Genomic DNA, 26,390 nt, shown 5'->3' with positions numbered 1-26,390 from the left:
GAGAAGGCCCCGAATAACGGTCACGATCGCATCAAGGTGCGGGTGTAAGCGGTTTCCGTATCCGGTGCCCTCTGAAAGCATCCGATGAACGTTCGATAGTGAACGATCGCGGTGTTTTCAGGGGGGAAAACAGGTGACGGGCTTCGTCTTTCTGCGCGTCAGGGCGCACCGGCTGCTCCTGACCGCCGCCCTGCTCGCCGTCCTCCTGACGACCTCCGTCCTCGCCACCCTCGCCGCCTTCTCCGGCTCGATCGGCGACGCCGCGCTCCAGGGCACCCTCCAGGGCCGGGCCGCGCCCGCCGCCGCACTCGTCATCAGCGGCCAGATCCCCGAGGACAAGCGGGCGAGCGCCGACGCGGCCGCCCGCAAGGGCACCGAGCGGACCTTCGCCGGGCTGCCGGTGCACGTACGGAAGCTCGCGACCTCCGGCCCGTACGCGCTGCCGCGCTCGCTCCAGCCGCCCGCCGCCCGCGCGGGCGACCCGGACCTCACGCACTTCGCCGCGCTCGACCGCTCCCGGATCAGCCTGGTCCGCGGCGCCTGGCCGAAGCCCGCCACCGCGGCCGGCGAGGTCGAGAGCGCGGTCCCCGAGGAGGTCGCCCGCCGGCTCGGGATCGCCCCGGGCACCGTCCTCGACCTCACCGACCGGCTCGCCGGCAAACCGCTGAAGACCCGGATCACCGGCGTCTACCGGCCCGTGGACACCGCCGACCTGTACTGGCAGCTCGACGCGGCGGGCGGCCGCGGCGTGAAGACGCTCGCCTTCACCACGTACGGACCGCTGTTCGCCGACCCCGCCACCCTCGCCTCCCGCCGGGTCACCACCGGCACCACCTCCTGGCTGGGCACCGCCGACTACCGTGCCGTCACCACCGACCGGACCGACGCCCTGCGCGACTCCGCCACCAAGGGCCCGGAGACGGTCCTCGCCGACACGGCGGGCTTCGGCACCACCGTCACCGCCTACACCTCGCTGCCGACCGTCCTGGAGCAGACCGACCGGGCGCTACTCGTCTCCCGCTCCACCCTCTCCATCGTGGCCGTGCAGCTGGTGCTGCTCGCCGCCTACGCGCTGCTGCTCGTCGCCCGGCTGCTCAGCAGCGAGCGCTCCGGGGAGACCGAGCTGCTGCGCGCCCGCGGCGCCTCCCGCGGCCGGATCGCCGGGCTCGCCACCGTCGAGGCGCTGCTGCTCGCGCTGCCCGCCGCCGTCGCCGCCCCGCTGCTCGCCCATCCGCTGACCCGGCTCTTCGCCGACCGCACCGCGCTCGACGCGCTCGGCCGGCTCGACGCCACTCCCCCGGCGGCCGTCTGGCTCGTCGCCGCCGCCGTCGCGCTGTGCTGCGCGGCCGCCGTCGTCGCCCCGGCGCTCGCCGCCGGGGACGGCGCCACCGTCTCGCTGCGCAAGGGCCGGGCCGCCGCGCTGCCCGCGCCCGTCCGGGCCGGCGCCGACATCGGGCTGCTCGTCATCGCGGGCATCGCCTACTGGCAGCTCGACCGGCAGACCGGCGCGGGCGGCGCCGGAGCGCTGGCCGGCGACCGCTCCGGCGGCCTCGGCGTCGACCCGCTGCTCGTCGCCGCCCCCGCCCTCGCGCTGCTCGCCGGCACCGTCCTGACGCTGCGGCTGCTGCCGCCCGCCGCCAAGCTGGCCGAGCGGCGCGCCGCCGGCGGCCGCGGCCTGCCGGCGGCGCTCGCGGGCTGGCAGTTCAGCCGCCGTCCGCTGCGCGGCGCGGGCCCGGTGCTGCTGCTCGTCCTCGCCGTCGCCATGGGCATGCTGGCGATCGGGCAGTCCGACTCGTGGGACCGCTCGCAGCGCGACCAGGCCGACTTCAAGGCCGGCGCGGACGTGCGGGTGCTGAGCGCGGGCCCCGGCGACCTGGGCGAGACCGAGCGGCTCGCCGCGCTGCCCGGCGTCCGCGCGGCGGCGCCCGTGCACCGGGCCGGCACCGACGTCGCCGGGCACAACGCGACCGTGCTGGCCGTCGACACCCGGCACGCCGCCGACGGCCTGCGGCTGCGCCCCGACCTCGCCGACGGCTCCCCGGCCGCCCGGCTCGCCGCCGTCGCGCCCGGGGCCGGTCCGCGTCCCGGCATCGCGCTCCCGGCCGGCACCCGCGCGCTCGCCGTCGAACTGCGCGACCGGGCGCCGCGCGACACGCCCGGCACGCAGGCCACGGTCGTCCTGGAGGACGGCTACGGCATCCCGTACCGCCGCCTCCTCGGCACCCTTCCGGCCGACGGCCGCACCCACCGGCTCACCGTCGCCCTGCCCGAACTCCGCGGCGCCGGCGGCTTCAGCGTGGCCGGCCTGGAGATCGGCGGCACGCTCGGCGAGGGCTCGGGCGGGCAGCGGGTGCTGACCGTCGGGCGGGTGCTCTCCGTCCGCGACGGCGGCGCCGAGCAGCCGGTCGACGTGCGCGGGGCGCTGCCGAAGTGGACCGCGACGTACGCGGCGCGGCTCGCGAACGGCGACAACCCGGAGGTCCCGCTCAGCGGCGTCGCCGGCGCCGGCGGCTCGCTCGACGTCACCTTCGAGGCGGGCAGCCGGGAGGCCCACGGCCCGTGGCCCGGCACCGACGACTACGACCTGACGCTCACCGCGCCCCGCCCGGCGCCGCCGAAGCAGGTCCCGGCGCTCGCCACCGACGCGTTCCTGACCGCCGCCAAGGCGAAGAAGGGCGACGTCGTCGAGGTCGCCGTCAACGGCTCGACGCTGCGCGTGCTGATCGCCGAGGTGGTCCGCGAGCTGCCGACCACCGGCCCCGGCGCCCGCGCCGTCTCCGCCTCCGCCCCCGCGACCACCCCGCAGGACGGCGGCGCGCTCCTCGTCGACCTGTTCACCGCGAACCGCGCCCTCGCGGCCACGCCCGGCGCGACGCTGCCGCCCACCGAGTGGTGGCTGACCACCGCCCCCGGCCGCACCGCCGGCGTCGCGAAGGCCCTGCGGGCCCGCCCGGACGCCGACCCCGCGCAGGTGCTCGTACGGGACGAGGCCGCCGCCGAACTGCTCGGCGACCCGCTCGGCGCGGGCCCCAACTCGGCGCTCATGGCGGTCGCGGCGGCCGCCGCGGCGCTCGCCGCGGTCGGCTTCGCGGTCGGCTCGGCCGGTTCGCTGCGCGAACGCGCGCAGGAGTTCGGCGTGCTGCGCGCGCTGGGCGCCCCGCGCCGCCAACTGGCCCGGCTCATCGCCGCCGAACAGGGCCTGCTCGTCGGCATCGGCCTGCTCGTCGGCGTCGCCCTCGGCACCGTCCTCACGCGGGCCGTCGTCCCGCTCGTCGTCCTCACCGGCCAGGCCGAACGCCCGGTCCCCCAGGTCCTGGTCGAACTCCCGGTCGGCCACGTGGCCCTGCTCCTCGCGGGCGTCGCCGCGCTCCCGCTCGCCGTCGTCGCGGCGATCGCCCTGCGCCGCACGGACCCGGCGACGACGCTGCGCACCCAGGGGGACCACTGATGGGGCCGGTCACGGCCCGGCGCCGTTCGCCGGACATCCCGGACGCCGCACGGCGCGGTCCGGTGCCCCGGCCTGCCGCCGGCAGCGACGCGCCACGGGCGGCGCGCGTCGCCACCCGGCGGCGCCACCCGCTGGTGCCCCCGGCTGCCCGGCAAGGGACGGAGACGCCACCCGCCACCACCCGGCCCCGGCCCGGCACGCCCTCGGCCACCCCGGCCCGGCCCCCCGCGCCGCCCGCCGTCGCCCGAGGAGGCCGCTGATGCCCACGGCCGTCCACGAGCCCAAGCCCTCCCCCTCCCCCGCCTCCGGAAAGGCGACCGCCATGCCCCGCAAGCCCGCCCGCGCCGTGGCGCCCTGGGTCCGGACCCGGTTGCGGACCGCGCCGGGCGCGGCCCTCGCCTTCGGGCTGCTCGTCCTCGTGACGGCGTTCCTGGCGGCGGCGCTCCCGCGGTCGGTCGACGCGTACGAGACGGACGGGCTGCGGCACGCCATCGACGCCGCGCCGGCGCACCGCAACGCGATCACGCTCACCACGCCCAGCGAGTCCGCGGAACAGCTCACCCCGCCGGCGTTGCGCAAGGCCCGCGACGAGGTGACGCCGCTGCTGCCCGCACCGCTGCGCGTGAACCTCGCCGACTCGGCGTACGGGGTGCGCACCACCAAGCGGATCCAGGGGCTCGACCCGTGGCTGCCGCAGCCGGACGGGCTTCCGACCGATCTGGTCCTGGACGCCCGGGCCGGACTGGCCGCGCACGCCGCCTACACGGCGGGCCGCGCGCCCGGCGCGGGCACGGGCGGCGGCCTGGAGGCGGCGGTGACGGCGAAGACGGCCAAGGCGCTGCACCTGAAGGTCGGTTCGGTCGTGCACGTGCAGGGCAAGGACGGCGCGCCGAAGCCGATCACCATCACCGGCATCGTCGAGCCGAAGGACGCCGGGCGCCCCTTCTGGTCGGTCGACACGCTGCTGCACACCCCGCTGTTCAGCGCCAAGAGCGTGAACGGCGAGGTCAAGTGGTACTGGACGGCCTCCCTGATCGTCGCTCCCGAGAGCGGCCCCGGGCTGCTCAGAACGCTGGGCGAGCCCGAGCAGTACTGGCGGTACGCGCCCGCCACCGGCCACCTCACCGGCCAGGACACCGACCGGCTCGCCGGCGCGCTCGCCTCGGCCACGGCGGGCCCGGACCTGGTGAAGCTGCGTCAGGCCATCGGCGAGAACGGCGCGTTCGCCACCGACCTGGACGACATCGTCGCCGAGTACACCGGGCTGCGTGACGCCATCGCGTCGGTCGTCGCGGTCGCGGCCTTCGGCGTCGGCGCGGTCGCGGTCGTCGTCCTCGCGATGGCCGGCGGCCTGTTCACCGCCCGGCGGCGCGCCGAACTGTCCCTGCTGCGCTCCCGCGGCGCCTCCCTGACCGGCATCGGCGGGCGGCTGCTCGGCGAGACCGCCGTCGTCACCGTCCCGGCCGGCGCGCTCGGTCTGCTGCTCGCCGCCTGGCTCACCGACGCCCCCGGCACCCGGATCTGGCCCGCCTGCGCGGCGGCCGCCGCGTTCGCGCTGCTCGCCACGCTCCTGCTGCCGCTGCGTGCGGTCTTCCTGCACCGGCGTCCCCAGCTGCACGGCGGGCGCGAGGACGTCGTCACCGCCAAGCCGTCGCGCCGCCGCACGGTCGCCGAGCTCACGTTCCTGGTCCTCGCGGCCGGCGCGGTCACCGCGCTGCGCCGCCGTGGCACCGGCGACTCCGGCTCGGTCGACTACCTGGTCAGCGCCGCGCCGGTGCTGGTCGCGCTGATCGCCGCGTTCGTGCTCGTACGGCTGTATCCGCTGCCGCTGCGCTGGCTGGCCCGGCCCGCGCGCCGGCTGCGCGGCGCCGTCGGCTATCTGTCGCTCGCCCGGGCCGGCCGGGCCTCCGCGACCGGCGCGCTGCCGCTGCTCGCGCTGCTCGTGGCGCTGACCACGGCGGCGGTCGGCGGCGCGGTGCTCACCGGTGTCGCCGACGCCCGCGACAAGGCGGCCCATCTGGCGACCGGCGCGGACGCCCGGGTCGGCAACGACCTCGGCTCGACACCGCTGCCCGCAGGGCTGGCCGAGACCGTGCGGGGCGTGGCCGGGGTGCGGGAGGTGTCGCCGGTGCAGATCGAGTACGGCCTGGAGCTGCCGTCCCGGCGCGGCTCCGGCGACCGCGGCATGGGCGCGCCGCTGGTCGGCGTCGAGCCCGCCACGTACGCCCGGCTCGCGGCCCGTACCGGCTTCGGCCCCTTCCCCGCCGACCTGCTGAGGTCCACCGGCACCGGCGGGCCCGCGAACGTCGGCAACAACGCCCGCGTCATCCCCGCGATCGCCTCGCCCGCCGTCGCCGACCGGCTCGGCGCCCGGCCCATGGAGATCACGGCGGCGGCCGGACGCTTCCACGTGAAGGTGGTCGCGGTGCGCACGGTGACCCCGGCCCTGCCCGACAAGGACTTCCTCCTCGTCAACGCCGCCGACCTGGTCAACCGGGCGCCGACCGCGCTGCTGGTCACCGGCGGCGGGGGCACGGCGCTCGACGGAGCGGCGCTGCGCGCCGCGGTCGCGGCGAAGGACCCGACCAGCCATGTGGCGCTGGCCGGCGAGAAGCGGGCCGCGTACGTCGACTCGCCGATGCAGACCGGTGCCGAGCGGCTCTACCTCGCCGCCATCGCCGCGGGCGCCGGCTACGCCGTCCTCGCCCTGCTGCTCTCGCTGCTCCAGGTCGCGCCCGAGCGGGCCACGCTGCTGGCGCGGCTGCGCACCATGGGCCTGACCCGCGGCCAGGGCCGGCGGCTGCTCGCCCTGGAGGCGCTGCCGCAGGCACTGCTCGCGGCGGTCGGCGGCGCGCTGGTCGGCTGGGCGACGATCCTGCTGCTCGCGCCCGGCATCGACCTGGTGCGGCTCGCGCTCGCCGGCGCCCCCGAGGAGGCCGTGGGCCTGGGCGCGGCGCTGAAGGCGGACGGATGGTCGCTGGGGCTTCCGGCGGCCGGTGTGGTGCTGCTCGCGGGCGGGGCGGCGCTGATGCAGGCGTGGTGGGCGGCCCGCAGGGGCTCGATCAAGGAACTCAGGGCAGGAGACGCGCGATGACGACGACCTCGGGGACCTCTCCGGCTACCGGCAGCACCACCCTGGAGGAGCTGGAGCGGCGGGCCACGGCGCACCGCGACCGGCCCGAGTACGGCCATGACGCGCTGATCGCCTGCGACCGGCTCGTCCGGATCTTCACCACCGACGGCGTGGAGGTGCAGGCCCTCCAGGGCCTGGACCTGCTGGTGCAGGAGGGCGAGCTGATGGCCCTGGTCGGCGCGTCCGGCTCGGGCAAGTCGACGCTGATGAACATCCTCGCCGGGCTCGACGTGCCGACCGCCGGCGCGGCGAAGGTCGCGGGCTGCGACCTGCTGGCGATGGACGGCAAGGCGCGGCTGCGCTACCGCCGCGAGGTCGTCGGCTTCGTCTGGCAGCAGACCGCGCGCAACCTCCTGCCGTATCTGACGGCGGCGCAGAACGTGGCGCTGCCCATGCAGTTGAAGGGTGGCGGCCGGTCCGGGGACAAGGCGCGGCGGGCCGAGGAACTGCTCTCGATGCTCGGCATCGCGGAGATCCGCGACCGGCGTCCGCACCAGCTGTCCGGCGGTCAGCAGCAGCGCGTCGCGATCGCCGTCGCCCTCGCCAACGACCCGTCGGTGCTGCTCGCCGACGAGCCGACCGGTGAGCTGGACTCGGCGACCGGCGAGCAGATCTTCGCGGCCTTCCGGCGGGCCAACGAGGAGCTGGGCACGACGATCGTCATCGTCACGCACGACCAGGCGGTCGCCTCCGAGGTGCGCCGCACGGTCGCCATCCGCGACGGCCGCACCTCCTCCGAGGTGCTGCGCCGCACGGAGATCGACGCGGAGGGCCAGGAGTCGCTGGTGGCGCGGGAGTACGCGATGCTCGACCGGGCCGGCCGGCTCCAGCTGCCCGCCGACTACACCGAGGCGCTCGGCATGAAGCACCGGGTGGCGCTCGAGCTGGAGCAGGACCACATCGGGGTGTGGCCGGACGACACGGACCGCTGAGGCGGGAGCCGGCCCGGCACTGAGTGCGCGGCGGGTTCGCGGCCGGTTTAGCGGCCGGCTTCGCAGACGGTTTCGCGGCCGGTTTCGCGGACGCTTCGGAACCGGTACGGGGCGGGCGTCCGTTCCCGTACCGGTGGGGGGCTCATGCCGAGGTCCGTGTCGTACGCCGGTGCGGTGCTCGTGCCCCCGCCGGTACCGGTGGCGCGGGAGGGTTCCCCGGAGGGGTTCTCACCGCTCAGGGGGTTCCCCGGAGGGGTTCTACCCGCTCAGCCGCATGAGGCCGGCGGCGGTGGGCGCGAAGCCGCACTCGGCGTAGAAGCCGGTGAGGGACGGCTCGTGGTCCACGTGCAGCCAGTGCGCCCCGCGCTCGCGCGCGGCCTCGGCCGCCCGGCGGACCAGGGCGACGCCGAGGCCCCGGCGGCGCTCGTCGGGGTGGACGGTGGTGTCGAGCACGAAGGCGTGCGCGCCGCCGTCACCGACGACGTTGACGTAACCGACGAGCCGGCCGTCCCGGCGGGCGGTGACGTGCAGCAGCCGGCGGGCGAACAGCGGCTCGAAGTCGGTGTCCCGGTGCCCCGGCCAGGAGGCGTGGAAGAGCTCGTTGAGTTCGGGCCCGGTGAGCGGGCCCTCGACCACGGGAGTGATCACCGGGCGGCGCCCGGCGACACGTTCAGCGCCATGGGAACGGTCCGCAGCGCGACGGAGCCGTACGGGGTGCGCAGCCGCAGCCACGGCCCGGCGGCGAACAGCGCCACCGGCAGCTCCTCGCCCGGGAGGAGGGGCAGGAAGCCGAGGGACTGGGCCGCGTGCGCGGCGCGCAGCGGCAGGCCCGTGCCGGCGAAGGCGCGGGACCAGATCTCGCGGCCGATGCGGTCGCGCTCGGCGCGGGTGCGCCGTTCCTCGGGCAGGGCCTCGTCGCGGGAGCGGAACTCGGCCACGGCCGCGGCGACCGCGCCCCGGATCTCGGCGACCGGCGGCAGCCCGGCCACCGGCTGCCAGCCGGCGCGCGGCGGGAGCACCCCGGCCCACGGCGGGCCGGTGACGGAGCCGGGGACGACCGCCTTGCCGGCCGACTCCTCGATGCCCTCCAGGAGTTCGCCGGCGGAGACGGTGACGTCCAGGTCGACCGCGTCGACGAGACGCGCCGTGCGGATCGCGATCACCTCGAAGGACGGCGGCCGTCCGAACACGGCGAGCGCGCCCCCGCCGGCCTGGAGGCGGACGGCGGCGGCGCGGTCGTAGTGCAGCAGCCGGCGCAGGAAGGCGGCGAGACCCGCCGCCTCCCTGGGGTCGGCGAAGTGTAGCGGCGCGATGGCGATCATGCGACCGAGGTCATCCCGTCGTCCATGTACTCCTTGAGGAAGGACTTCTCCTCGTCGGAGATCCGGCGCGGGCGCTGCGTCTCCAGGTTGAACGGCACGACGACCGTGGACGCCCGGACGTACGTGACGTCGGGGTCCTTGATCTCGTACGCGATCGTCAGGGAGGCGGCGCCGATCTTCGTCACCCACGACTCGATGGTGACCGGCTCGTGCCGGTGCACCAGCGGGCGCAGGTAGTCGATCTCGTGCCGGGCCACGACGGACCCGCCGGAGAACGACGGGCTCCCGTCCCCCGGCGCGAGCCGGAACATGAAGTCGATCCGGGCTTCCTCCAGGTAGCGGAGGAAGACCACGTTGTTGACGTGCCCGAAGGCGTCCATGTCCGACCAGCGCAGGGGGCAGGAGTAGATGTGCCGAGCCATGAGCTGATCAGCCTCGGGTGAGCTTCTTGTAGGTGGCACGGTGCGGACGGGCCGCGTCCGGGCCGAGGCGCTCGATCTTGTTCTTCTCGTACGACTCGAAGTTGCCCTCGAACCAGAACCACTTGGAGTCGCCCTCGTACGCCAGGATGTGCGTGGCGACCCGGTCGAGGAACCAGCGGTCGTGGGAGACGACCACGGCGCAGCCGGGGAAGTCGAGCAGCGCGTTCTCGAGCGAGGACAGGGTCTCGACGTCGAGGTCGTTGGTGGGCTCGTCGAGGAGCAGCAGGTTGCCGCCCTGCTTGAGGGTGAGCGCCAGGTTGAGGCGGTTGCGCTCACCGCCGGAGAGCACGCCGGCCGGCTTCTGCTGGTCCGGGCCCTTGAAGCCGAACGCGGAGACGTAGGCGCGGGACGGCATCTCGACCTGGCCGACGTTGATGTAGTCGAGGCCGTCGGAGACGACCTCCCACAGCGTCTTCTTCGGGTCGATGTTGGCGCGGCCCTGGTCGACGTACGAGATCTTGACGGTCTCGCCGACCTTGATCTCGCCGGAGTCCGGGGTCTCCAGGCCCTGCAGCATCTTGAAGAGCGTGGTCTTGCCGGCGCCGTTCGGGCCGATCACGCCGACGATGCCGTTACGGGGCAGGGTGAAGGACAGGTCGTCGACCAGGACCTTCTCGCCGAAGGCCTTGTTGAGCTTCTCGACCTCGACGACGATGCTGCCCAGACGCGGGCCCGGCGGGATCTGGATCTCCTCGAAGTCCAGCTTCCGCATCTTGTCGGCCTCGGCCGCCATCTCCTCGTAGCGAGCGAGACGCGCCTTGGACTTCGCCTGGCGGCCCTTGGCGTTGGAGCGGACCCACTCCAGCTCTTCCTTGAGGCGCTTGGCGCGCTTGGCGTCCTTCTGGCCCTCGACCTTCAGGCGGGACGCCTTGTTCTCCAGGTAGGTGGAGTAGTTGCCCTCGTAGGGGATGGCGCGGCCGCGGTCGAGCTCGAGGATCCACTCGGCGACGTTGTCGAGGAAGTACCGGTCGTGGGTGATGGCCACGACGGTGCCCTTGTACTGCGCGAGGTGCTGCTCCAGCCAGTTCACCGACTCGGCGTCGAGGTGGTTGGTGGGCTCGTCGAGCAGCAGGAGGTCGGGGGCCTCCAGGAGGAGCTTGCAGAGCGCGACGCGGCGCTTCTCGCCACCGGAGAGGTTCTCGACCTGCCAGTCGCCGGGCGGGCAGCCCAGGGCGTCCATGGCCTGCTCCAGCTGGGCGTCCAGGTCCCACGCGTTGGCGTGGTCCAGGTCGTCCTGGAGCTTGCCCATCTCCTCCATGAGCTCGTCCGTGTAGTTCGTGGCCATCTCCTCGGCGATGGCGTTGAACCGGTCGAGCTTGCCCTTGATCTCCGCGACGCCGTCCTCGACGTTCTGCAGGACGGTCTTGGAGTCGTCCAGCTTCGGCTCCTGCATGAGGATGCCGACGGAGTAGCCGGGAGAGAGGAACGCGTCGCCGTTGGAGGGCTGCTCCAGGCCGGCCATGATCTTCAGCACGGTGGACTTACCGGCACCGTTCGGGCCGACCACACCGATCTTCGCACCGGGCAGGAAGCTCAGCGTCACGTCATCGAGGATGACCTTGTCGCCGTGCGCCTTGCGCGTCTTGCGCATGGTGTAGATGTACTCAGCCAAGAGAAACCGTCCGGCAAGGAGTGAGTGGGCAGATGGAACCATCTTGCCTGACCGAGCCCCGTCGGCGGAAACCAGTACCGCGGCGACGGTCTGACCTGCTTCTTCCCTGAGTGATCCGGCGGTCACCGTGCGTGGATGACCGCAACGGGAAGGGCCCCGCCGCGCGGTGCGCGGCGGGGCCCCGGTCAGCCGTGGGTGTTACTGGCCGGCCGCCTTCTTCCTGCGGAGGACGAAGACCGCGCCGCCGCCGACCACGACGAGCGCGACGGCGATGCCGGCGATCATCGGGGTGGCGCTGGAGCTGCCGGTCTCGGCGAGGTCGCCGCCACCGTTGGTGCCGGAGGTGCTACCGGAGGTGGTGCCACCGGTGGCCGGGGTCTGGGACGGCGCGGGGGTGTCGGACGGCTTCGGGCCGGGGGTGGCCGTCTTGCAGTCGAGGACGCCCTCGACGACCTTCTCGAACCCGTTCGGGCCGGTGATCGTGAACTTGTACGCCTCGTCCTCGGCGACCGGGACGGTGAAGGTCTCGGTCTTGCCCGGGGCGACGGTGTGCTTCTCGCCCTTCAGGTCGAAGGTCCAGTCCTCGTCGCCCTGGTTGGAGGCGGTGATGTCGACGCCGCCCTTGGCGCAGTTCTTCACGGCCGTGACGGCGGGGACGGCGCCCTGCTTCGCCCAGGTCGCGGTGGCCTTCGCGGTGACGGTGGAGGTGCTGGTGCCGGCGAGGATCAGGGTCTGGCTCTTGATCCGCTTGCTGACGAAGGCACGGCCGATCGGGACCGTCGTGTTCGCCTGCACGTTGACCTCGGCGGCGCCGTCGGCCGTGCCGGCCGGGACGTCCAGCCAGAACTTGCTGTCGCCCTTGTTGACGCTGCTGACGGCCTTGCCGTCCTTGTCGACGATCTTCACGCCGGCGGCGGCGCCGGGCGCGAGGGAGACCGTGGCGCTGTCGGCGTTGGTGTCGACGGTGATCGGGCCGAGGCGCTGGCCCGCCTTGCCGGCGACCGAGGACGGCGACAGGCTGAGCGAGGCGGACGGCTCCGCCAGGTCGCCGGCCTTCTCCTCCAGGTACGTGGTCAGCTTGGCCGCGTCGCTGTTGACGGGGGTGGCCTCGACCTTGTCGGAGAAGTGCCAGATCGCGGCCTGGGTGGCGGCGGCGGCCGTGCGCGGGGTGAGCTTCCCGGCGCCGGCCTTCTTGGCCAGGTCACCGAGGTCGTTCACCTGCGGGTAGGAGTTCTGCAGGATCCAGCGGATCTTGCCGGCGTCCGGGTTGTTGTGGAGCGACGACTGGTCCCAGCCGACCTCGTCGTAGTCCTCACCGTTGACGGCCCCGGTGTGGAAGTCGATGCAGTAGGTCTGGATCGTCCCGCCGGACTTCACGTCCATGCTGAAGAGACCGGCGGCGTACGTCTCGCCGGTCGCCTTGATGGTGACCTTGTCGTAGATCTTCAGGCCGCCGAGCGTCGCCGTGGCACCGCCGGTGCCCTGACCGCCCTCGTCCGCCGTCGCCGGTCCCGCGACGGCTATCGCACCGGCCGCGACGAGGCCCGAGACCACGGTCGCGGCGGCAAGGCGGGCAACGCCGCGCCTGCGTACAGAAAACATGGATTTCCCCTCCGGACAGGCCGCTCCGCGTCTTCGATCGAGACGCGTGGGGGGAGTGCCTGTCTGCAACTCACTGACCCACGGGAAGCAAGCGCCTCATGAGTAACCGGAATCCTAAAGACGGGGAAGGGCCCTGTGTCCCGTCGTACGGTCTGATAACCATTCCGACTCGAAATCGTTATCAGGCGCCGCCAGTTGCCGTGAAACCCCAGGTCGCGGTATCGACAAATCCCCACAACGGTCGGTCAGGAGGCGGTTACGGCGGGAGTTCGCCAAGGGTCCGGTTCGGCGTCGCCCGGTTTCGGAACTTGCCCTTCCGGTACGGGTGTTTCCGCCGCCACGGGAGTCTCCGGGGCCGCTCCCTGCCGGACCGCCCGCCGGAAGGCGGCCGTGCCGCGCGTCAGGTCGTGCCCGACGGCCGTCGCGTCGACGTCCACGAAGGTCTTCCGCTTCCCGTCCACCTCCTCCTCACGGACCTTCAGCCTGCCGTGCACCACCAGGGGTTCGCCCACCGACACCGAGGCGGCCAGGTTCATGCCGAGTGAGCGCCAGGCGCAGACCGTGTAGAAGCTGGTCGGCCCGTCCGTCCACACCGCCCGCTCACGGTCCCAGCGGCGGGCGGTCACCGCGAAGCGGAACCGCGCCATTCCTCCGGAGACCGTCTCGCGGTACTCCACGTTCGTCGCCACGTTGCCGACCAGGGTCACCGTCGTCTCGTTCATGTCCCGCATCTCCTTCTCATCAGGATTCCTTTGCCTGGAATCCATGCTGGCGGCGGACCGGAAATCCCGCTGAAGCCTGTGGAGGGACAGGGAGTTGTGGAAAACCCCGCCACCCTTTCGGGTGACGGGGCGAGGAAGACGGAGGGATCGGAGCGAGGACGGAGGCCGGGCGCCCCCGGGCCGGCGGCGCGGCCCCGGAAGCCGGCCGCCCCCGCCCCTCTGCGGCCCCGCCCCTCTGCGGCCCCGCCTATCTGCGGCCCGCGCCCGTCCGCGTCGGTCCCAGCCGGCCCCGGCCGCCGCCCGCGATCCGGCTCGCGACCCGGGTGGCGCCGGAGGCCGTAACGAACTGCTCGCGCACCTCCCGGTACCGCATCAGTTCGGCCGCGATCGGGTCGAGCACCCGGGCCCGCCCGCAGGCCGCGACCGCCTCGCGCAGCGTGCGCTCGGCCTCCTGCCCGTAGCGCCGTGCCGGTCCCCGTACCGCCGCCGCGCACGCCCACTCCACGAGCGGACCGCCGACGATGCCCGCGACCATGACGAGGACGGGCGCGAGCAGCCCCGGCTGCAGGACGCCCACGATCTGCCCGACCAGCCACAGCGCGCCGAGGAACTGCAGCAGGGTCATCACCACCTGCGCGAGGACGGCGGCCGGCCACCACGCGGGCCGGGGCGGCCGGGCGGCCGGGTCGCCCATGGTCGCCGTGAGTTCGTCGAGTGCCTCCGGCAGCCCGTCCGCGCCGCGCGCCGCCGCCTCGCGCACCGCCTGCGCCCAGGGCCCGGGCAGCCCGCGCGAGGCCTCGTCGGAGACGGTCCGCACGGCCTGCTCGACGCGCTGACGGGCGGTCAGCTCGTCCTCGGCCGGGGCTTCGAGGCGCGGGTCGGTGCCGCTGCCGTGCGCGCGGATCCGCTCGTACCAGCGGTAGAGCCGCAGCCAGGGCGTGCCGCAGGCGCGGATGGCGTTGCGCCGCCAGACCCGCTCCGCCGCCTCGCCGGCCGCGTGCGCGCCGACCGCGAGCGCGAGCCGGTCGGCGAACTCGTCCCGGGACCGTTCGCCGAGCCCGGGCCGCCCGTCGGCGACGTACACCGGCCGCAGCTTGGCCGCGGCGGCGTCGAGGTCGGCGGCGAGCCGCCGCTCGGGCGCGGTGCGGTCCTGCACGAACCGGCCGAGGAGTTCGCGGAGTTCGGGAACGCCCTCCCCGGTGAGCGCGGAGAGGGACAGGACCGTGGCGCCCGGCTCGCCGTGCTCGCCGAGCGCCACGCCGTCCTCGTCGAGAAGGCGGCGCAGGTCGTCGAGGACGAGGTCGGCGGCCTCGGTGCCGAGGCGGTCGATCTGGTTGAGGACGACGAAGGTGACCTCGGCGTGTCCGGCGAGCGGCCGCAGATAGCGCTCGTGCAGGGCCGCGTCCGCGTACTTCTCCGGGTCCACCACCCAGATCACGGCGTCGACGAGGCCGAGCAGCCGGTCCACCTGGTCGCGGTGGGCGGTGACGGCGGAGTCGTGGTCGGGCAGGTCGATGAGGACGAGCCCCTGCAGGTCGCTGTCGCCCGCGCCGCCGGCGAGCGGCCTGCGGCGCAGCCGGCCCGGGATGCCGAGACGGTCGAGCAGTCCCGCGGCGCCCTCGGACCAGGCGAGGGCGAGCGGCGCGGCGGTGGTGGGGCGGCGCAGGCCGGTCTCGGAGACGGGGACGCCGGCGAGGGCGTTGAAGAGGGTCGACTTGCCGCTGCCGGTGGCGCCGGCGATGGCGACGACGGTGTGCCGGGCGGACAGCCGCTGCCGGGCCGCGGCCTCGTCGAGGACCCGGCCGGCCTCGGCCAGGACCTCGCTCTCGACGCGGGTGCGGGACAGGCCGACGAGTTCGTGGAGGGCGTCGAGACGGGTGCGCAGGGCGCCGCCGTAGGCGCCGCCGAGCACGGGGAGGGCGTCGTCGTCCTCGGGCCCGGTCGCCGGGGCGTCACCGCCGGCGGGGGCGGGCCGGCCGGCGGCGCGCCGGGCGATCAGCCCGTCGTCCCAGCGCCCGGCCTCCTGGCGCTTCCCCTCGTCCACGGTGCCCGCGGTGTCCAGAGCGTCGTGCAAGGCGTCACTTCTCCTTCTGCAGTACGGAGAGCGCGGCGATCAGTTCGGCCTGCGGCTCGGGGGTCACGTCGAGGGCGTCGAGGGGCTCCAGACGCCGGTCGCGCTCGGTGTGCAGGGCGCGGTCGAGGTACGTGGCGACCAGCTCGCCGCCCTTGTCGCGCAGCCGCAGCGCGCCCTGGGCGCCGAGGAGTTCGGCGAGCCGGTCGCCGGCGGCGCGCGTGCGGCGGCCGCCGAGCAGGACGGCGGCGAGGAGGGCGGTGAGGGTCTCGGCGTCGGGGGCCGCGGCGGCCGCGGCCCGCTTCCCGGCGCGCGCGACGGCCGGGCGTTCCATCTCCCGTACCTCCTCCTCGACCATCTCCTCCAGGACGCGCCGCCAGCGCCGTACGGTCATGGCGATCCGTTCGCCGCAGTCGCGGGCGTCCTTGGCGGTGTCCCGGCGTTCGCCGGGTGCGAGGGCGCCGGCGGCCGGTTCGCGGCGCCAGGCGTCGCACACCCGCTCGTCGGCGGCGGCGACGGCGCACTGCAGGAGCGCGGCGAGGGATTCGACGAGGGCGTCGAGGAGTTCGCCGGCGGTGCTGTCGCGGGGGTAGCCGCGCCAGCGGGTGCGGGCGTCCCCGGCGAGCACGGCGCCGCGGCGGACCTGCTCGCGGACCCGTCGCCCCTGGTCCCCGTACGCGGCCTCGACGGCGCCGCCGAGCCGTACGGCCGCGGCGTACTGGGCGGCGACCGCCCCGGCCAGCTCCGGCATGCGGGTGTCGAGCGAGTCGATCACGCCGGCGGCGGTGCGGCCGACGGCCTGCTGGCGGGCGGCCGGGTCCTGGGCGCAGTGGGCGAGCCAGCCGCGCAGCGGGGCGACGGCGTTGTCGGGCAGCAGTCCGCTGCCGCCGCCGGTGGACTCGGGCAGTTCGGGGATGGTGAAGCGGGGCAGGTCGCCGAAGCCGGCCTTGTCGAGCAGCGCCTCGTACTGCCGGGACACCTCGCCGATGACCTGGTGCGGGACGCGGTCGAGGACGGTGACGAGGGTGGCGTCGTACTCCTTGGCGGTACGGAGCAGATGCCAGGGCACGGCGTCGGCGTACCGGGAGGCGGTGGTGACCATGACCCAGATGTCGGCGGCGCAGATCAGCTCGCCGGCGAGCAGCCGGTTCTCGACGACGAGCGAGTCGATGTCGGGCGCGTCGAGCAGCGCGAGCCCGCGCGGCAGGGTGGCGGCGGTCTCCACGCGCAGGGCGTTGTCCTCGGGCGGCTCCTCGGGCGGGTGGTCGTCGTCCTGCGCGGGCAGCCACACCCGGGTGAGCTGCGGCAGCACCCGCATTCCGGCGAACCAGTGGTGGTCCTCCGGGTGGCAGACCAGCACGGGCGTCCGCGTGGTCGGCCTGAGCACCCCGGCCTCGCTGACCCGCCGTCCCACCAGCGAGTTGACCAGCGTCGACTTGCCGGCCCCGGTGGACCCGCCGACGACCGCGAGCAGTGGTGCGTCGGGATCTTTCAGACGGGGCACCAGATAGTCGTCGAGCTGCGCGAGCAACTCCGCCCGGGTCTGCCGGGCCCGCGGCGCACCGGGGAGCGGGAGGGGGAGACGCACGGCGGCGACACGGTCGCGCAGGGCGGAGAGTGCGTCGATCAGCTGAGGCCGTTCGTCCAAGGTCACCACATGCGAAGAATGCCCAATTTTGGAGCCTTTTTGAAGCGTATTGCGGCCCTGCGCGCCGACCGAACGGATGTAGCCGGGAGCCTTGCCCGGGGGCGCGGGCATAACGACTGCACAACACCCGGCCCGAGTGGCGCGAAAAGCGCTGCACGAATCGCACCTGCCTGCGATTATCGGACCGCTTCACCGAACCTCCACATCGTGCCACGCAGGTGAAGCAACCGGGCCAGGGCGACGGGACCCCTATCCTTGACCCCACCATCACGGGCCCCCGTAGCTCAGCGGATAGAGCAGGTGCCTTCTAAGCACTTGGCCGCAGGTTCGAGTCCTGCCGGGGGCGCACGACGAAGACCCTCCTTCGGGAGGGTCTTTTTGCTGGTCGAGGGTGGTTTTCGGTCGGGGACGAGGGGGTCGGCGAAGGCACCCTCGATGGCTGGATCCGTCCGGCCTGATCCGGCCAGAGGCGGCGCCCGGCGGCTGGATTTCCCGGTTCGGGCGCAGGCGTTCGCGGGTTCCGATGGCGCGGGAGCCGGGCCGCTGATGATCGGTCAGGCCGACCCGGTTCTTTGAGAGGCGCGGCCGGGCTGCCGCGCTCAGCCGGCCGTGACGCGCCCGGGCGCGGGCGCGGCGTGCAGCCTCCGTGGCCGCCTGGCCGCGGGGATGGTGCACGCCGCGGCGGCGGCGAGCAGGGCGGTGACGGTCAGGAACCAGAAGGTGCCGGTGTAGTGGGAGTCGCGGGGGAACGGGTGGGCGGCCGTGATCCCGGAGGACAGGATGCTCGCCGCCACCGCGCTGCCGATCGCGCCGCCGATGGTGCGGATGTTGGCGTTCATGCCGCTGGCCACGCCGGTCTGGGACGGCGGGACGGCCTCGACGACGATGGCGGACATCGCGGAGAAGGCGAGGCCGAGGCCGGCGCCCACCAGGGCGGAGGCGGTGTAGATCTGCCAGGGCCGGTCGTGGCTTATGGCGAGCAGCACGAACGGTGCGGTGGCGATCACGCTGCCGCCGATCAGGACGCGCCTGGAGCCGAAGCGCGCGGCCAGCGGCGCGGCCAGGACGCCGAGGGCGAAGATCCCCGCCGTCATCGGCAGCATGTAGGAGCCGGACCGGGTCACGCTCGCGCCGAAGCCGTAGCCCGCCACCCCTGCCGGGGTCTGCACCAGCTGCGGCAGGAAGGTCATCGTGGTGAACATCGCGGCACCGAGCAGCAGGCCGACCAGGTTGGTGGTCCACACGACCGGGACGCGCATCATCCGCATGTCGACGAGCGGCGCGTCGGAACGCAGTTCGACGCGGATCCAGCAGCCGGCGAGGACGGCGGCGGCGGCGAACAGGCCGAGGACACGCCCGGAGGTCCAGCCCCAGCGCTCTCCTTCGCTGACGGCCAGCAGCAGGGCGACCAGCCAGGCGGACAGCAGTGCCGCGGCGCCCCAGTTGATGCGGCCCGGCGTACGGACCGGGGACTCCGGGACGAACAGGTGGGTGGCGACGGTGGCGAGGGCCGTCAGGGCCATCGGGAGCCAGAACAGCCAGTGGTAGTCGAAGTGCTCGACGATCGGCCCGGCCACGACCAGCCCGAGCCCGGCCCCGACGGCGGTCATGGCCGCGGCGGCGCCGACCGCGCCGCGCACCTTGGCCGCGGGGAACTCGTCGCGGATGATGCCGAACGCCAGCGGGACGACGGCGCCGCCGAAGCCCTGGACGACACGCGCGACGATCATCAGGCCGACCGAGTGGGACATGCCGGCCAGCGCCGATCCGGCGGCCAGCGCGGTGAGCGTGACGGCCAGCATCCGCTCCTTGCCGATCTTGTCGCCGATCCGGCCGAGGATCGGGGTGGCGACGGAGGCGGACAGCAGGTTGGCGGTCATCAGCCAGGTGACCGTGGACTGGTCGGTGTGCAGGTGTTCCATCAGGGTCGGCAGGACCGGGACCACCAGGGACTGCAGCAGCGAGTACGCGACGATGCCGAGGAGCAGAACGGCGAACGTCACGTTGTGGTGCGGACGGGCGGATGTGCGGGGCATGGGCGGGGACTCCATGGGGACAAGCGGGAGCGAGGGCCCGGACGGCCGACGGACGGGCGGGCCCCTGCTGGACGAAAGACGGGCAGCGGGCGGGCGGGATGTTGGGACCGACGACTACGGAAGCTCTCTGACCATCGATTCACCGATGGAAGGCATTGAGTTCCTTCGGTTCGCGCACCACGGGCGCCTTTATCCCTGTCAGTCAACGGCAGTGTCATGCCGCAGGTCCAACACTCTTCATCGACCATGTGACAGCCTCAGACTGTTACCGTGAAGGGGTGGACCTCGACCTGCGCCAGGTGCGCTACGCCGTCGCCCTCGCCGACGAACTCCACTTCGGCCGCGCCGCGAGCAGGCTCGCCATCGCCCAGCAGACGCTCTCCGCCCAGATCAGGACGCTGGAGAAGCGCCTCGGCGTCCCGCTGTTCACCCGCGACCGCCGCCACGTCGCCCTCACCCCGGCCGGCGAGGTCTTCGTACGACGCGGGCGACGCCTCCTCAACGACGCCGAGCGCCTGGTCGACGAGGTCGCCCACACCCCCGCGCCCCTGCGCATCGACGTCGTCACCGAGGGCCTGCCCTCCACGCTCCTGATCCACCACCTGCGCACCCGGACCCCCGACCTGCCGTTCGAGGTGGTGCAGAGCCACGGACTGGCCGCAGCCGTGCCCCGGCTGCTCAGCGGCGACCTCGACCTCGCCTTCGGCCGCCCGCACGGCCTCGGCCGCCCGCTCGGGCCCGCGCTCGCCACCATGCCCGTGGGCCTGGAACCCATCGGCGTCGTCATCCCCGCCGACCACGCCCTCGCGGCCCTGGACGAGGTCCCGCTCGCCGTGCTCGCGGAACACCCGCTCCTGGTCCACACCGCCGACGAGTCCGCCGAGTGGCGCGACTGGGCCGACCGGGCGGTCGAAGCGTTCGGCCTGACGGTGGCGACCCGCGTGCGCGGGCACGGCCGCACCTCCGCGCTGGCCGCCGTCCAGGCGCTGCGGCAGCCGGCCTTCGGCCTCACCGCCGTCCACCTCCCCGAGGGCCTCACCACCCGCCCGCTGACCGACCCCGTCCCGCTCTACCCCTGGCACGCCGTCTGGAACACCGCGACCACGCACCCCGCCGTCAACCGGACGCTGGAGCTCATCCACGCCTACGCCCGGACCCACCACTGGCACCGTCCCCCGGCAGCCGACTGGTGGCTCCCCCGGCCGGACCGCGACGCCCTGCGGGCCACGGACTGATCAACGGCCCCCCGACCCGCCCGCGCGAGCTCGCGGGCGAGCGGGTGACGCCGGGGTCCGCACGGGTACACAGGTGATGTGAACACGACGCTCGGCCCAGGCCGTCTCGCCCGTATCGAACGTCTCCTCCAGGACGGGGTCCGCGACCGGGTGTACCCGGGAGCCGTCTGGGCCGCCGGCGACGCCTCCGGGATCACGGCGGGCGGGGCGGTCGGCCACCTCGCGCCCCCGTCCGCATCGCCGCCCGCGCGCGCGTCCGGACCTGCGTCCGCGCCCGCGCCGGACGCCCAACCCACCACCCCCGCGACCCTGTTCGACCTCGCCAGCCTCACCAAGGTGATCGCCGTGTGGCCGGTGGTCGGGACGCTCGTCGAGGCGGGGAAGCTGCGCCTCGACGTGCCGCTCGGGAGCTTCTGGCCGGAGGTCGCCGGGCGTCCGCTCGGGGACGTCACGGCGCTGCACCTGCTGACGCACACCGCCGGGCTGCCGCTGCGGGCGAACCTGCGGGCCCTGTACGGGACGGATCCGCAGGACGTGCGGGACGGGGTGCTGCGGGAGGTGCTGCGCCGGCGGGCCGGGGAGGCGGTGGAGTACACCGATCGGGCGGCGCTCGTGCTCGGCTATCTGGCGGAGTTCCTGACCGGGCGGCCGCTCGCGGAGCTGGCGGAGGTACGGGTGTGGGGGCCGCTCGGGATGACGCGGACGCGGTACGGGCCGCTGCCGGCCGGGCTCGCCGCGCGCTGTGCGCCGACGGAGTACGACGAGGAGACAGGGGCGCATCTCCAGGGCACCGTGCACGACTTCTCCACGCGGCTGCTCGGCGGGGCGTGCGGGATCGCGGGGACGTTCTCGACGGCGGGTGATCTCGGGCGGTTCCTGCGGCAGTTGCTCGATCCGGTGCGGCCGCCCTTCGGGCCGGAGTGGGCGGCGGCCTCGCTGCGGGTCCGCACCGGTGGACTCACGCCCGCACGCGGCCTGTTCTGGCATCTGGCGCCCGGGACTGCGGTGCGGGAAGACGTGTGGGTGCACTACGGCTTCACCGGCACCGGGATGTGGGTGAGCCCCGGCCGCGGCCGCTGGGCGGTGCTGCTCACCAACAAGCTGTACTTCACGCGCGACACCGGCCCGGTGACGGCGGTGCGCGACGCCTTCCGGCAGGCGGTGTTCCCGGCCGGGTGACCGCGCGGCTCCGCGGCCGGAGCGCGTGGTGACCGGATCACGCCGGGATCGTTGCACGCCGTAAACGATCAGGCAGGCGAGCGAGGAGAGCTGATGACAACGCTGCGGGAGGACGCGGAACTGGTCCTGGGGGACGACGACGCCGTACGACGGGCCGCCCGGGAGCTCGGCGAGGGGCGCGCGGTCGTGCACGGCTTCGCCAACTTCTACGCGCTGACCGCCCGCACCGACCGCGAGGCCGTCGCCCGCGTGAACCGGCTCAAGGGCCGCCCGGACGGTCGGCCCGGCAGCGTGACCACCGTCCCGGACGGCATCCCGGGCCTGTTCGACTGGACCCGGCTGCCGGCCGAGCTGCCGCGGCGGCAGGTGCGGTCGCTGTTGGAGGAGCTGTACGAGCTGGGTCCGTTCGGCTTCCGCGGCCCGGCCGCCGACCGGATCCCCGGGCACCTCAGCGCCGAGCTGGACGGCGTACGGACCGTGCGGGTCGTCGCGCCCGGGCGGCACTGCCCCTCGAACGCCTTCCTCGCCGCCGCCCAGGAACGGACGGGCACCGGCTTCCTCTTCGTCACCTCCGCCAACCGCTCGGGCGAGCCGCCCCATTGGCGCGGCGAGGGCGCCGTGCGCGACTTCGGTCGCGAGCCGGGCGTACGGGTCCTGGCGCACGCCGACGACGGCGCGGCCCGGCTGCGGCACCCGTACCACGCGCCGGTGGCGACGAGCGTGGTGTCGTTCCACCGCGCGGCGGGGTACGGGCGGGCCGGACTGCCGGCGCTGACGCTGGAGCGGGTGGGCTCACTGTCGGCCGAGCACATCCGGTCGGTCGCCGCGAACCACGGCTTCGCGCTGGTCCCGGCTGCGGGGGCCATCGGGGCGCCGCCCCAGGCCCGTACGTACGTCCCCTCCGCGGCCTCCGCTCCCCCGGCGGAGCGGTAGCGGGAGCGGTAGCGGCAGGCGAGGAGGAGGCCGCCCGGCCCGCACGGAGGGGCAGCCGCCCGGCCCGTCTCTACGCTCCCGCCGCGCCTCCGGAGCGGTACGCGCGCAGGAACGCGGCCACTCCGCCCCGCAGCAGGCGGTCGGTCTCGGCCTGCGGCAGCGGGAGGACGCCGTAGTGGGAGCGCTGGAGGATCAGGCCCGAGGTCAGCGACGTGAAGTGGACGCCCGCCAGGGCGGGGTCGCCGTGGAGGTCGAGCAGGCCGCCGTCGGCGAGTGCGGTGAGCGCGGCCGTGAAGGCGTCGGTGACCGGGGCCGGACCGGCCTCCCGCCAGGCGGTGAGCACCTCGGCGGGGACGTGGCCGACCTCGGCGTGGATGTGGCGCACCAGGGCGAAGTGGTCGGGGTACTCGGTGATCAGGTCGGCGAAGGAGCGGGCGACGGCGACCAGGTCACGTTCCAGGGTGTCGGGGTGCGGCAGCCGTTCCGGGTCCAGCAGGGCGCGGAGCTTGGCCAGTTGGGCTTCCCGCACCTCGTTGGCCGTCCAGGTGACGACGGTCTGGAAGAGCAGGGCCTTGCCGCCGGGGAAGTGGTTGTAGAGCGTGCGCGTCGAGACGCCGGCCGCGGCGGCGAGCGAGTCGACGGAGGCGCGCGCGTAACCCTCGCGTCCGAACACTCCGCACGCGGAGCCGACGATCGCGATCTGCTTCGCCAGCTTGCGGGGCGGGACCTCGTGCCGGGCCCGCTCCAGCCAGGCTTCGTTGGTGCTGCTCATGTCCGCACCTTACCGCCGCACCACCCGACAGGTAAAACGAGCGTTGCACTTTTAACAACGATCGTTGTACCTTCCTGGTGTGAGCCGGACGCACCGGGCGTCCCGGCCACTCCCGGAGGGGGAACAGCCATGTCCGCGAACACCCTTGAGACCAACGAGCCCAACGAGACCAACGAGGCCGCCGAGGCCGCCGAGACCCGCGCGCCCCGCACCGACGCCCCGCTGCGCGTCGCCGTCCTCGTCGGCAGCGTCCGCGAGGGCCGGCAGGGGGGCGCCGTGGCCGACTGGTTCCTGGGCGTCGCCGAGCGGCACGGCGGGATGGAGTTCGACGTGATCGACCTCGCCGCGGTCGACCTGCCGCTGGCCATGCCGGGCTGGGGCAGCGCGCCGAACGAGCGGGCCGTCGCCGCGCTCGCCCCGGTGACGCCGGTGCTCGCGGCCGCCGACGCCTTCGTCGTCATCACGCCCGAGTACAACCACAGCTTCCCGGCGGCCCTGAAGAACCTCATCGACTGGCACCAGCCGCAGTGGCAGGCCAAGCCGGTCGGCTTCGTCTCGTACGGCGGGCTCGGCGGCGGCGTGCGCGCGGTCGAGCAGCTGCGGACGGTCTTCGCCGAGCTGCACGCCGCCACCGTGCGCGACCAGGTCAGCCTGCACGGCCCGTGGAACGGGCTCGGCCCGGACGGCACCCCGCTCGACGGGGCGATCGCCGAGGGCGCGGCCAAGGGCATGCTGGGCCAGCTCACCTGGTGGGGCCAGGCCCTGCGGACCGCCCGCACCGAGCGCCCGTACCAGGCGTGAGCCCGGATCAGGCGTGAGGGAGTACGCACCATGAGCACCGCCCAGCTCGGCGCGCGCCGCCGGGACGCCGAGGACGGCGCCGCCGGGACGCCGCTCGGCCGTGTCCTGACCGTCACGGTCATCGGCTCCGTCATGGCCGTCCTCGACATGACCATCGTCAACGTGGCCCTGCGCAGCCTGTCGACGGCGTTCCACGCGCCGCTCACCACCATCCAGTGGGCCGCGACCGCCTACACCCTCGCGCTCGCCGCCGTCATCCCGACGGCGGCCTGGGCGATGGGCCGGATCGGCGCCCGGCGCACGTACCTCACCGCGCTCGGCCTCTTCACCCTCGGCTCCCTGCTCGCCGCGTGCTCCTGGGACGCGGGCAGCCTGATCGCCTTCCGCGCGGTGCAGGGGCTCGGCGGCGGGCTCCTCATGCCGGTCGGCATGGCGATGACGATGCGCGCCGCCGACCCGGCCCGGCTCGGCCGGGCGATGGCGTTCGGCGGGCTGCCCGTCCTGGTCGGCCCGGTGGTCGGCCCCACGCTCGGCGGCTGGCTCGTCGACGCCGCCTCCTGGCACTGGATCTTCCTGGTCAACCTGCCCGTCGGCGCGCTCGCGCTCGTCCTCGCCGCCCGGCTGCTCCGCCCGGACGCCCCGCGCGCCGGCGACCCGGCGCCCCGCCTGGACGTACCCGGTCTGCTGATGCTCTCCCCCGGCCTCGCGCTGCTGCTCTACGGGCTCGCCCGCGGCGGCGAGGCCGGCGACTTCACGGCCCCCGGGGCCTGGCTCCCCACGGCCGCCGGGGTGCTGCTCGTCGCCGCCTTCGTACGGCGCGCCCTGACGGCCCGTACGCCGCTGCTGGACCTGCGGCTGCTGCGCGACCGCACGTTCGCCACGGCGATCGTCACCCTCGCGCTGTTCACCTGCGGCTACTTCGGTTCGATGCTGCTCGCCCCGGTGTACTGGCAGGGCGTGCGCGGGCTCAGCGCGAGCTCGGCCGGGCTCCTGTCCGCCCCGGTCGGCCTGGCGGTCGGCCTGGCCATGCAGATCGCGGCCCGGCGCATCGACCACGTCTCGCCCCGCCGGATGATCCCGGCGGGCGTCGCCCTCGCGGCGCTCGGCATGGCGCTGAGCGCGCTGCAGACCGGCCGGGACGGGGCTCCGGTCTGGCAGGTCGTCGGCTCGGCGATGCTGATGGGTGTGGGCGCGGGCACGGTCCTGATGCCGACGATGACCCTCGCGAGCCGCGGCCTCCCCAAGGACCGCCTCGCCGCCGCCAGCACCGCCCTGAGCATCAACTCCCAGGTGGGCGCGTCGATCGGCACGGCCCTGTGCTCGGTGGTGCTCGGCCAGGCGGGCGTCGACCCGGCCGGCTTCCGGACGACGTACGCGGTGGCGGCGACGCTGCTGGCGCTGGCCCTCGTACCGGCGCTGCTGCTGCCGGGCGGGTCCCGCGCCGACCGCTGACCCTGCCGCTCCCTCCCCCTCGCCCGTCCTCACCCCTCGCCCCTCGCGGGAGCCGGGTCGCGCAACAGGGGGAAATCCGGACTTCGTTGCTCGCGGAGAACGGGCGCCGGGCACGTCCGGCGCCCGCCGCCGAGCGTCTTTCGCCGACCCACCGTCCCGTACCGGCCATCTTCCCGCCGGGGCCGTCCCGCACCGGCGGTTAGTCTGCCCTCACCCACGTATCCCAGCACCCCAAGGACACGTCATGGACCTCTCCGACCGCCGCATCGTCGTCACGGGCGCCGGGCGCGACTTCGGCCGGGCCCTCGCCCACCACTTCTCCGGGCTCGGCGCCGAACTCTTCCTCTCCGCACGCTCGTCGGCGGCCGCCGAGGAGGTGCGGGCGGAGCTCGTCGGCCGCGGCCACGACCCGGACCGGGTGCACGCCTTCGCCTGCGAGCTGGCCGACCCGGCCTCGATACGGGCCTTCGCGGCGGACGTCGCCAAGGTCACCGACCGGATCGACGTGCTCGTCAACAACGCGGCCCGCTGGCTCGCCGCGCCCGATCTGCTGTCCGTCTCCGACGAGGACGTGGCCGACGCCCTGGCCTCGACCGGCGCCGGGACCATCCTCGTCACCAAGAACCTGCTGCCGCTGCTCCTCGCCTCGGACCGGCCAGACGTCGTCACCATGGTGTCGGCGTGCGGCGTGCCGGGCGCGGACCACCCGACCGCCCACGAGGCGTACTTCGCGTCCAAGCACGCCCAGCGCGGCTTCACCGAGGCCCTCTCCCGCCGCCTGCGCCCCCGGGGCGTCCGCGTCATCTCCCTCTACCCGCCGGACTTCGACAGCACCCGTGCCCCGCACACCCCGGAGTGGGACGAGACGCCGCGCGGCGCCCAGGACCCGCTGTCGCCGCAGTCGGTCCTCGACTGCGTGACGTTCGCGATCGGACAGCCGCGCGACTGCTACATCAGCGCCTTCCACTTCGAGGGCATGCCGGGCTGACCCGACGCCCGGCGCCCGCCCC

19 protein-coding genes and 1 tRNA gene are annotated in these 26,390 nt (G+C 74.6%); 10 read left to right on the top strand and 10 right to left on the bottom strand.

Annotated features, from left to right (window positions below):
- The first annotated feature begins 133 nt into the window (after window positions 1-133).
- From ACFYU9_RS07655 to ACFYU9_RS07645, 3 genes are all read left to right on the top strand, one after another.
- A complete protein-coding gene (locus ACFYU9_RS07655; protein ID WP_389343514.1) occupies window positions 134-3,448 on the top strand; it encodes an FtsX-like permease family protein in 3,315 nt (1,104 codons plus the stop codon).
- A gap of 322 nt (window positions 3,449-3,770) precedes the next feature.
- Entirely contained in the window at window positions 3,771-6,542 is a 2,772-nt protein-coding gene (locus ACFYU9_RS07650; RefSeq protein WP_389344134.1) for an FtsX-like permease family protein, read from the top strand.
- A complete protein-coding gene (locus ACFYU9_RS07645) occupies window positions 6,539-7,513 on the top strand; it encodes an ABC transporter ATP-binding protein (protein WP_389206260.1) in 975 nt (324 codons plus the stop codon). Before ACFYU9_RS07650 ends, ACFYU9_RS07645 begins: the two co-directional genes overlap by 4 nt.
- Window positions 7,514-7,771: 258 nt before the next feature.
- On the opposite strand, the gene ACFYU9_RS07640 is transcribed toward ACFYU9_RS07645, so the two are convergent.
- The 8 genes from ACFYU9_RS07640 to ACFYU9_RS07605 all read right to left on the bottom strand — a co-directional run bounded on the left by ACFYU9_RS07640 (window position 7,772) and on the right by ACFYU9_RS07605 (window position 16,972).
- The gene (locus tag ACFYU9_RS07640) at window positions 7,772-8,161 is read right to left on the bottom strand and encodes a GNAT family N-acetyltransferase (protein ID WP_389343511.1); all 390 of its coding nucleotides are present in this window, start codon (window positions 8,159-8,161) and stop codon (window positions 7,772-7,774) included.
- Window positions 8,158-8,835: a hypothetical protein gene (locus tag ACFYU9_RS07635; RefSeq protein WP_389206264.1), complete on the bottom strand. Its 678-nt coding sequence runs from the start codon at window positions 8,833-8,835 to the stop codon at window positions 8,158-8,160. Before ACFYU9_RS07635 ends, ACFYU9_RS07640 begins: the two co-directional genes overlap by 4 nt.
- Window positions 8,832-9,257 carry an acyl-CoA thioesterase gene (locus ACFYU9_RS07630; protein ID WP_389206266.1) on the bottom strand — a complete coding sequence of 142 codons (426 nt, stop codon included), beginning with the start codon at window positions 9,255-9,257 and terminating at the stop codon, window positions 8,832-8,834. The genes ACFYU9_RS07635 and ACFYU9_RS07630 overlap by 4 nt, the downstream gene beginning before the upstream one ends.
- Before the next feature lie 7 nt (window positions 9,258-9,264).
- A complete protein-coding gene (gene ettA, locus ACFYU9_RS07625) occupies window positions 9,265-10,929 on the bottom strand; it encodes an energy-dependent translational throttle protein EttA (RefSeq protein ID WP_389206268.1) in 1,665 nt (554 codons plus the stop codon).
- A gap of 198 nt (window positions 10,930-11,127) precedes the next feature.
- The gene (locus tag ACFYU9_RS07620) at window positions 11,128-12,531 is read right to left on the bottom strand and encodes a Cys-Gln thioester bond-forming surface protein (RefSeq protein ID WP_389206270.1); all 1,404 of its coding nucleotides are present in this window, start codon (window positions 12,529-12,531) and stop codon (window positions 11,128-11,130) included.
- 245 nt (window positions 12,532-12,776) lie between these two features.
- On the bottom strand, window positions 12,777-13,253 hold the full coding sequence (locus ACFYU9_RS07615) for a single-stranded DNA-binding protein (RefSeq protein WP_389343508.1): 477 nt from the start codon (window positions 13,251-13,253) through the stop codon (window positions 12,777-12,779).
- Between the two features lie 247 nt (window positions 13,254-13,500).
- Window positions 13,501-15,327 carry a GTPase gene (locus ACFYU9_RS07610; RefSeq protein ID WP_389343505.1) on the bottom strand — a complete coding sequence of 609 codons (1,827 nt, stop codon included), beginning with the start codon at window positions 15,325-15,327 and terminating at the stop codon, window positions 13,501-13,503.
- A gap of 4 nt (window positions 15,328-15,331) precedes the next feature.
- Window positions 15,332-16,972: a dynamin family protein gene (locus ACFYU9_RS07605; RefSeq protein ID WP_389343502.1), complete on the bottom strand. Its 1,641-nt coding sequence runs from the start codon at window positions 16,970-16,972 to the stop codon at window positions 15,332-15,334.
- Between the two features lie 273 nt (window positions 16,973-17,245).
- Between ACFYU9_RS07605 and ACFYU9_RS07600 the strand changes: the two genes are divergently transcribed.
- A tRNA-Arg gene (locus ACFYU9_RS07600) sits at window positions 17,246-17,318 on the top strand.
- Between the two features lie 253 nt (window positions 17,319-17,571).
- On the opposite strand, the gene ACFYU9_RS07595 is transcribed toward ACFYU9_RS07600, so the two are convergent.
- The gene (locus ACFYU9_RS07595; protein WP_389343499.1) at window positions 17,572-19,008 is read right to left on the bottom strand and encodes an MFS transporter; all 1,437 of its coding nucleotides are present in this window, start codon (window positions 19,006-19,008) and stop codon (window positions 17,572-17,574) included.
- Between the two features lie 278 nt (window positions 19,009-19,286).
- Between ACFYU9_RS07595 and ACFYU9_RS07590 the strand changes: the two genes are divergently transcribed.
- From ACFYU9_RS07590 to ACFYU9_RS07580, 3 genes are all read left to right on the top strand, one after another.
- A complete protein-coding gene (locus ACFYU9_RS07590; RefSeq protein WP_389343496.1) occupies window positions 19,287-20,243 on the top strand; it encodes a LysR family transcriptional regulator in 957 nt (318 codons plus the stop codon).
- 78 nt (window positions 20,244-20,321) lie between these two features.
- Window positions 20,322-21,422 (top strand): serine hydrolase domain-containing protein, encoded by a 1,101-nt coding sequence (locus tag ACFYU9_RS07585; RefSeq protein WP_389343493.1) that lies wholly within the window; start codon window positions 20,322-20,324, stop codon window positions 21,420-21,422.
- A 93-nt stretch (window positions 21,423-21,515) separates the two neighbouring features.
- Window positions 21,516-22,355, top strand: coding sequence for an L-threonylcarbamoyladenylate synthase (locus ACFYU9_RS07580; RefSeq protein ID WP_389343490.1), 840 nt, complete (start codon window positions 21,516-21,518; stop codon window positions 22,353-22,355).
- Between the two features lie 70 nt (window positions 22,356-22,425).
- On the opposite strand, the gene ACFYU9_RS07575 is transcribed toward ACFYU9_RS07580, so the two are convergent.
- On the bottom strand, window positions 22,426-23,127 hold the full coding sequence (locus ACFYU9_RS07575; protein WP_389343487.1) for a TetR/AcrR family transcriptional regulator: 702 nt from the start codon (window positions 23,125-23,127) through the stop codon (window positions 22,426-22,428).
- A gap of 129 nt (window positions 23,128-23,256) precedes the next feature.
- Between ACFYU9_RS07575 and ACFYU9_RS07570 the strand changes: the two genes are divergently transcribed.
- The 3 genes from ACFYU9_RS07570 (at window position 23,257) to ACFYU9_RS07560 (ending at window position 26,368) form a co-directional block, all read left to right on the top strand.
- Complete coding sequence (locus tag ACFYU9_RS07570; RefSeq protein ID WP_389343484.1) at window positions 23,257-23,928, top strand: NADPH-dependent FMN reductase; 672 nt, start codon at window positions 23,257-23,259, stop codon at window positions 23,926-23,928.
- A 30-nt stretch (window positions 23,929-23,958) separates the two neighbouring features.
- Entirely contained in the window at window positions 23,959-25,380 is a 1,422-nt protein-coding gene (locus tag ACFYU9_RS07565; protein ID WP_389343481.1) for a DHA2 family efflux MFS transporter permease subunit, read from the top strand.
- 244 nt (window positions 25,381-25,624) lie between these two features.
- Entirely contained in the window at window positions 25,625-26,368 is a 744-nt protein-coding gene (locus tag ACFYU9_RS07560; protein WP_389206293.1) for an SDR family oxidoreductase, read from the top strand.
- Window positions 26,369-26,390 lie beyond the last annotated feature (22 nt).

Source organism: Streptomyces sp. NPDC004327 (assembly GCF_042873935.1).
In the GTDB taxonomy this organism is placed as follows: Bacteria; Actinomycetota; Actinomycetes; order Streptomycetales; family Streptomycetaceae; genus Streptomyces.
The sequence above is the reverse complement of the archived record's forward strand: the minus strand, read 5'-3'. Positions and strand labels throughout refer to the sequence as shown.

Excerpts from the sequence above, each read along its gene's own strand:
- ACFYU9_RS07650 (WP_389344134.1), top strand. The coding sequence starts at position 3,771 with ATGCCCCGCAAGCCCGCCCGCGCCGTGGCGCCCTGGGTCCGGACCCGG.
- ACFYU9_RS07645 (WP_389206260.1), top strand. The coding sequence starts at position 6,539 with ATGACGACGACCTCGGGGACCTCTCCGGCTACCGGCAGCACCACCCTG.
- ACFYU9_RS07635 (WP_389206264.1), bottom strand. The coding sequence starts at position 8,835 with ATGATCGCCATCGCGCCGCTACACTTCGCCGACCCCAGGGAGGCGGCG.
- ACFYU9_RS07630 (WP_389206266.1), bottom strand. The coding sequence starts at position 9,257 with ATGGCTCGGCACATCTACTCCTGCCCCCTGCGCTGGTCGGACATGGAC.
- ACFYU9_RS07620 (WP_389206270.1), bottom strand. The coding sequence starts at position 12,531 with ATGTTTTCTGTACGCAGGCGCGGCGTTGCCCGCCTTGCCGCCGCGACC.
- ACFYU9_RS07615 (WP_389343508.1), bottom strand. The coding sequence starts at position 13,253 with ATGAACGAGACGACGGTGACCCTGGTCGGCAACGTGGCGACGAACGTG.
- ACFYU9_RS07595 (WP_389343499.1), bottom strand. The coding sequence starts at position 19,008 with ATGCCCCGCACATCCGCCCGTCCGCACCACAACGTGACGTTCGCCGTT.
- ACFYU9_RS07580 (WP_389343490.1), top strand. The coding sequence starts at position 21,516 with ATGACAACGCTGCGGGAGGACGCGGAACTGGTCCTGGGGGACGACGAC.
- ACFYU9_RS07575 (WP_389343487.1), bottom strand. The coding sequence starts at position 23,127 with ATGAGCAGCACCAACGAAGCCTGGCTGGAGCGGGCCCGGCACGAGGTC.
- ACFYU9_RS07570 (WP_389343484.1), top strand. The coding sequence starts at position 23,257 with ATGTCCGCGAACACCCTTGAGACCAACGAGCCCAACGAGACCAACGAG.
- ACFYU9_RS07565 (WP_389343481.1), top strand. The coding sequence starts at position 23,959 with ATGAGCACCGCCCAGCTCGGCGCGCGCCGCCGGGACGCCGAGGACGGC.
- ACFYU9_RS07560 (WP_389206293.1), top strand. The coding sequence starts at position 25,625 with ATGGACCTCTCCGACCGCCGCATCGTCGTCACGGGCGCCGGGCGCGAC.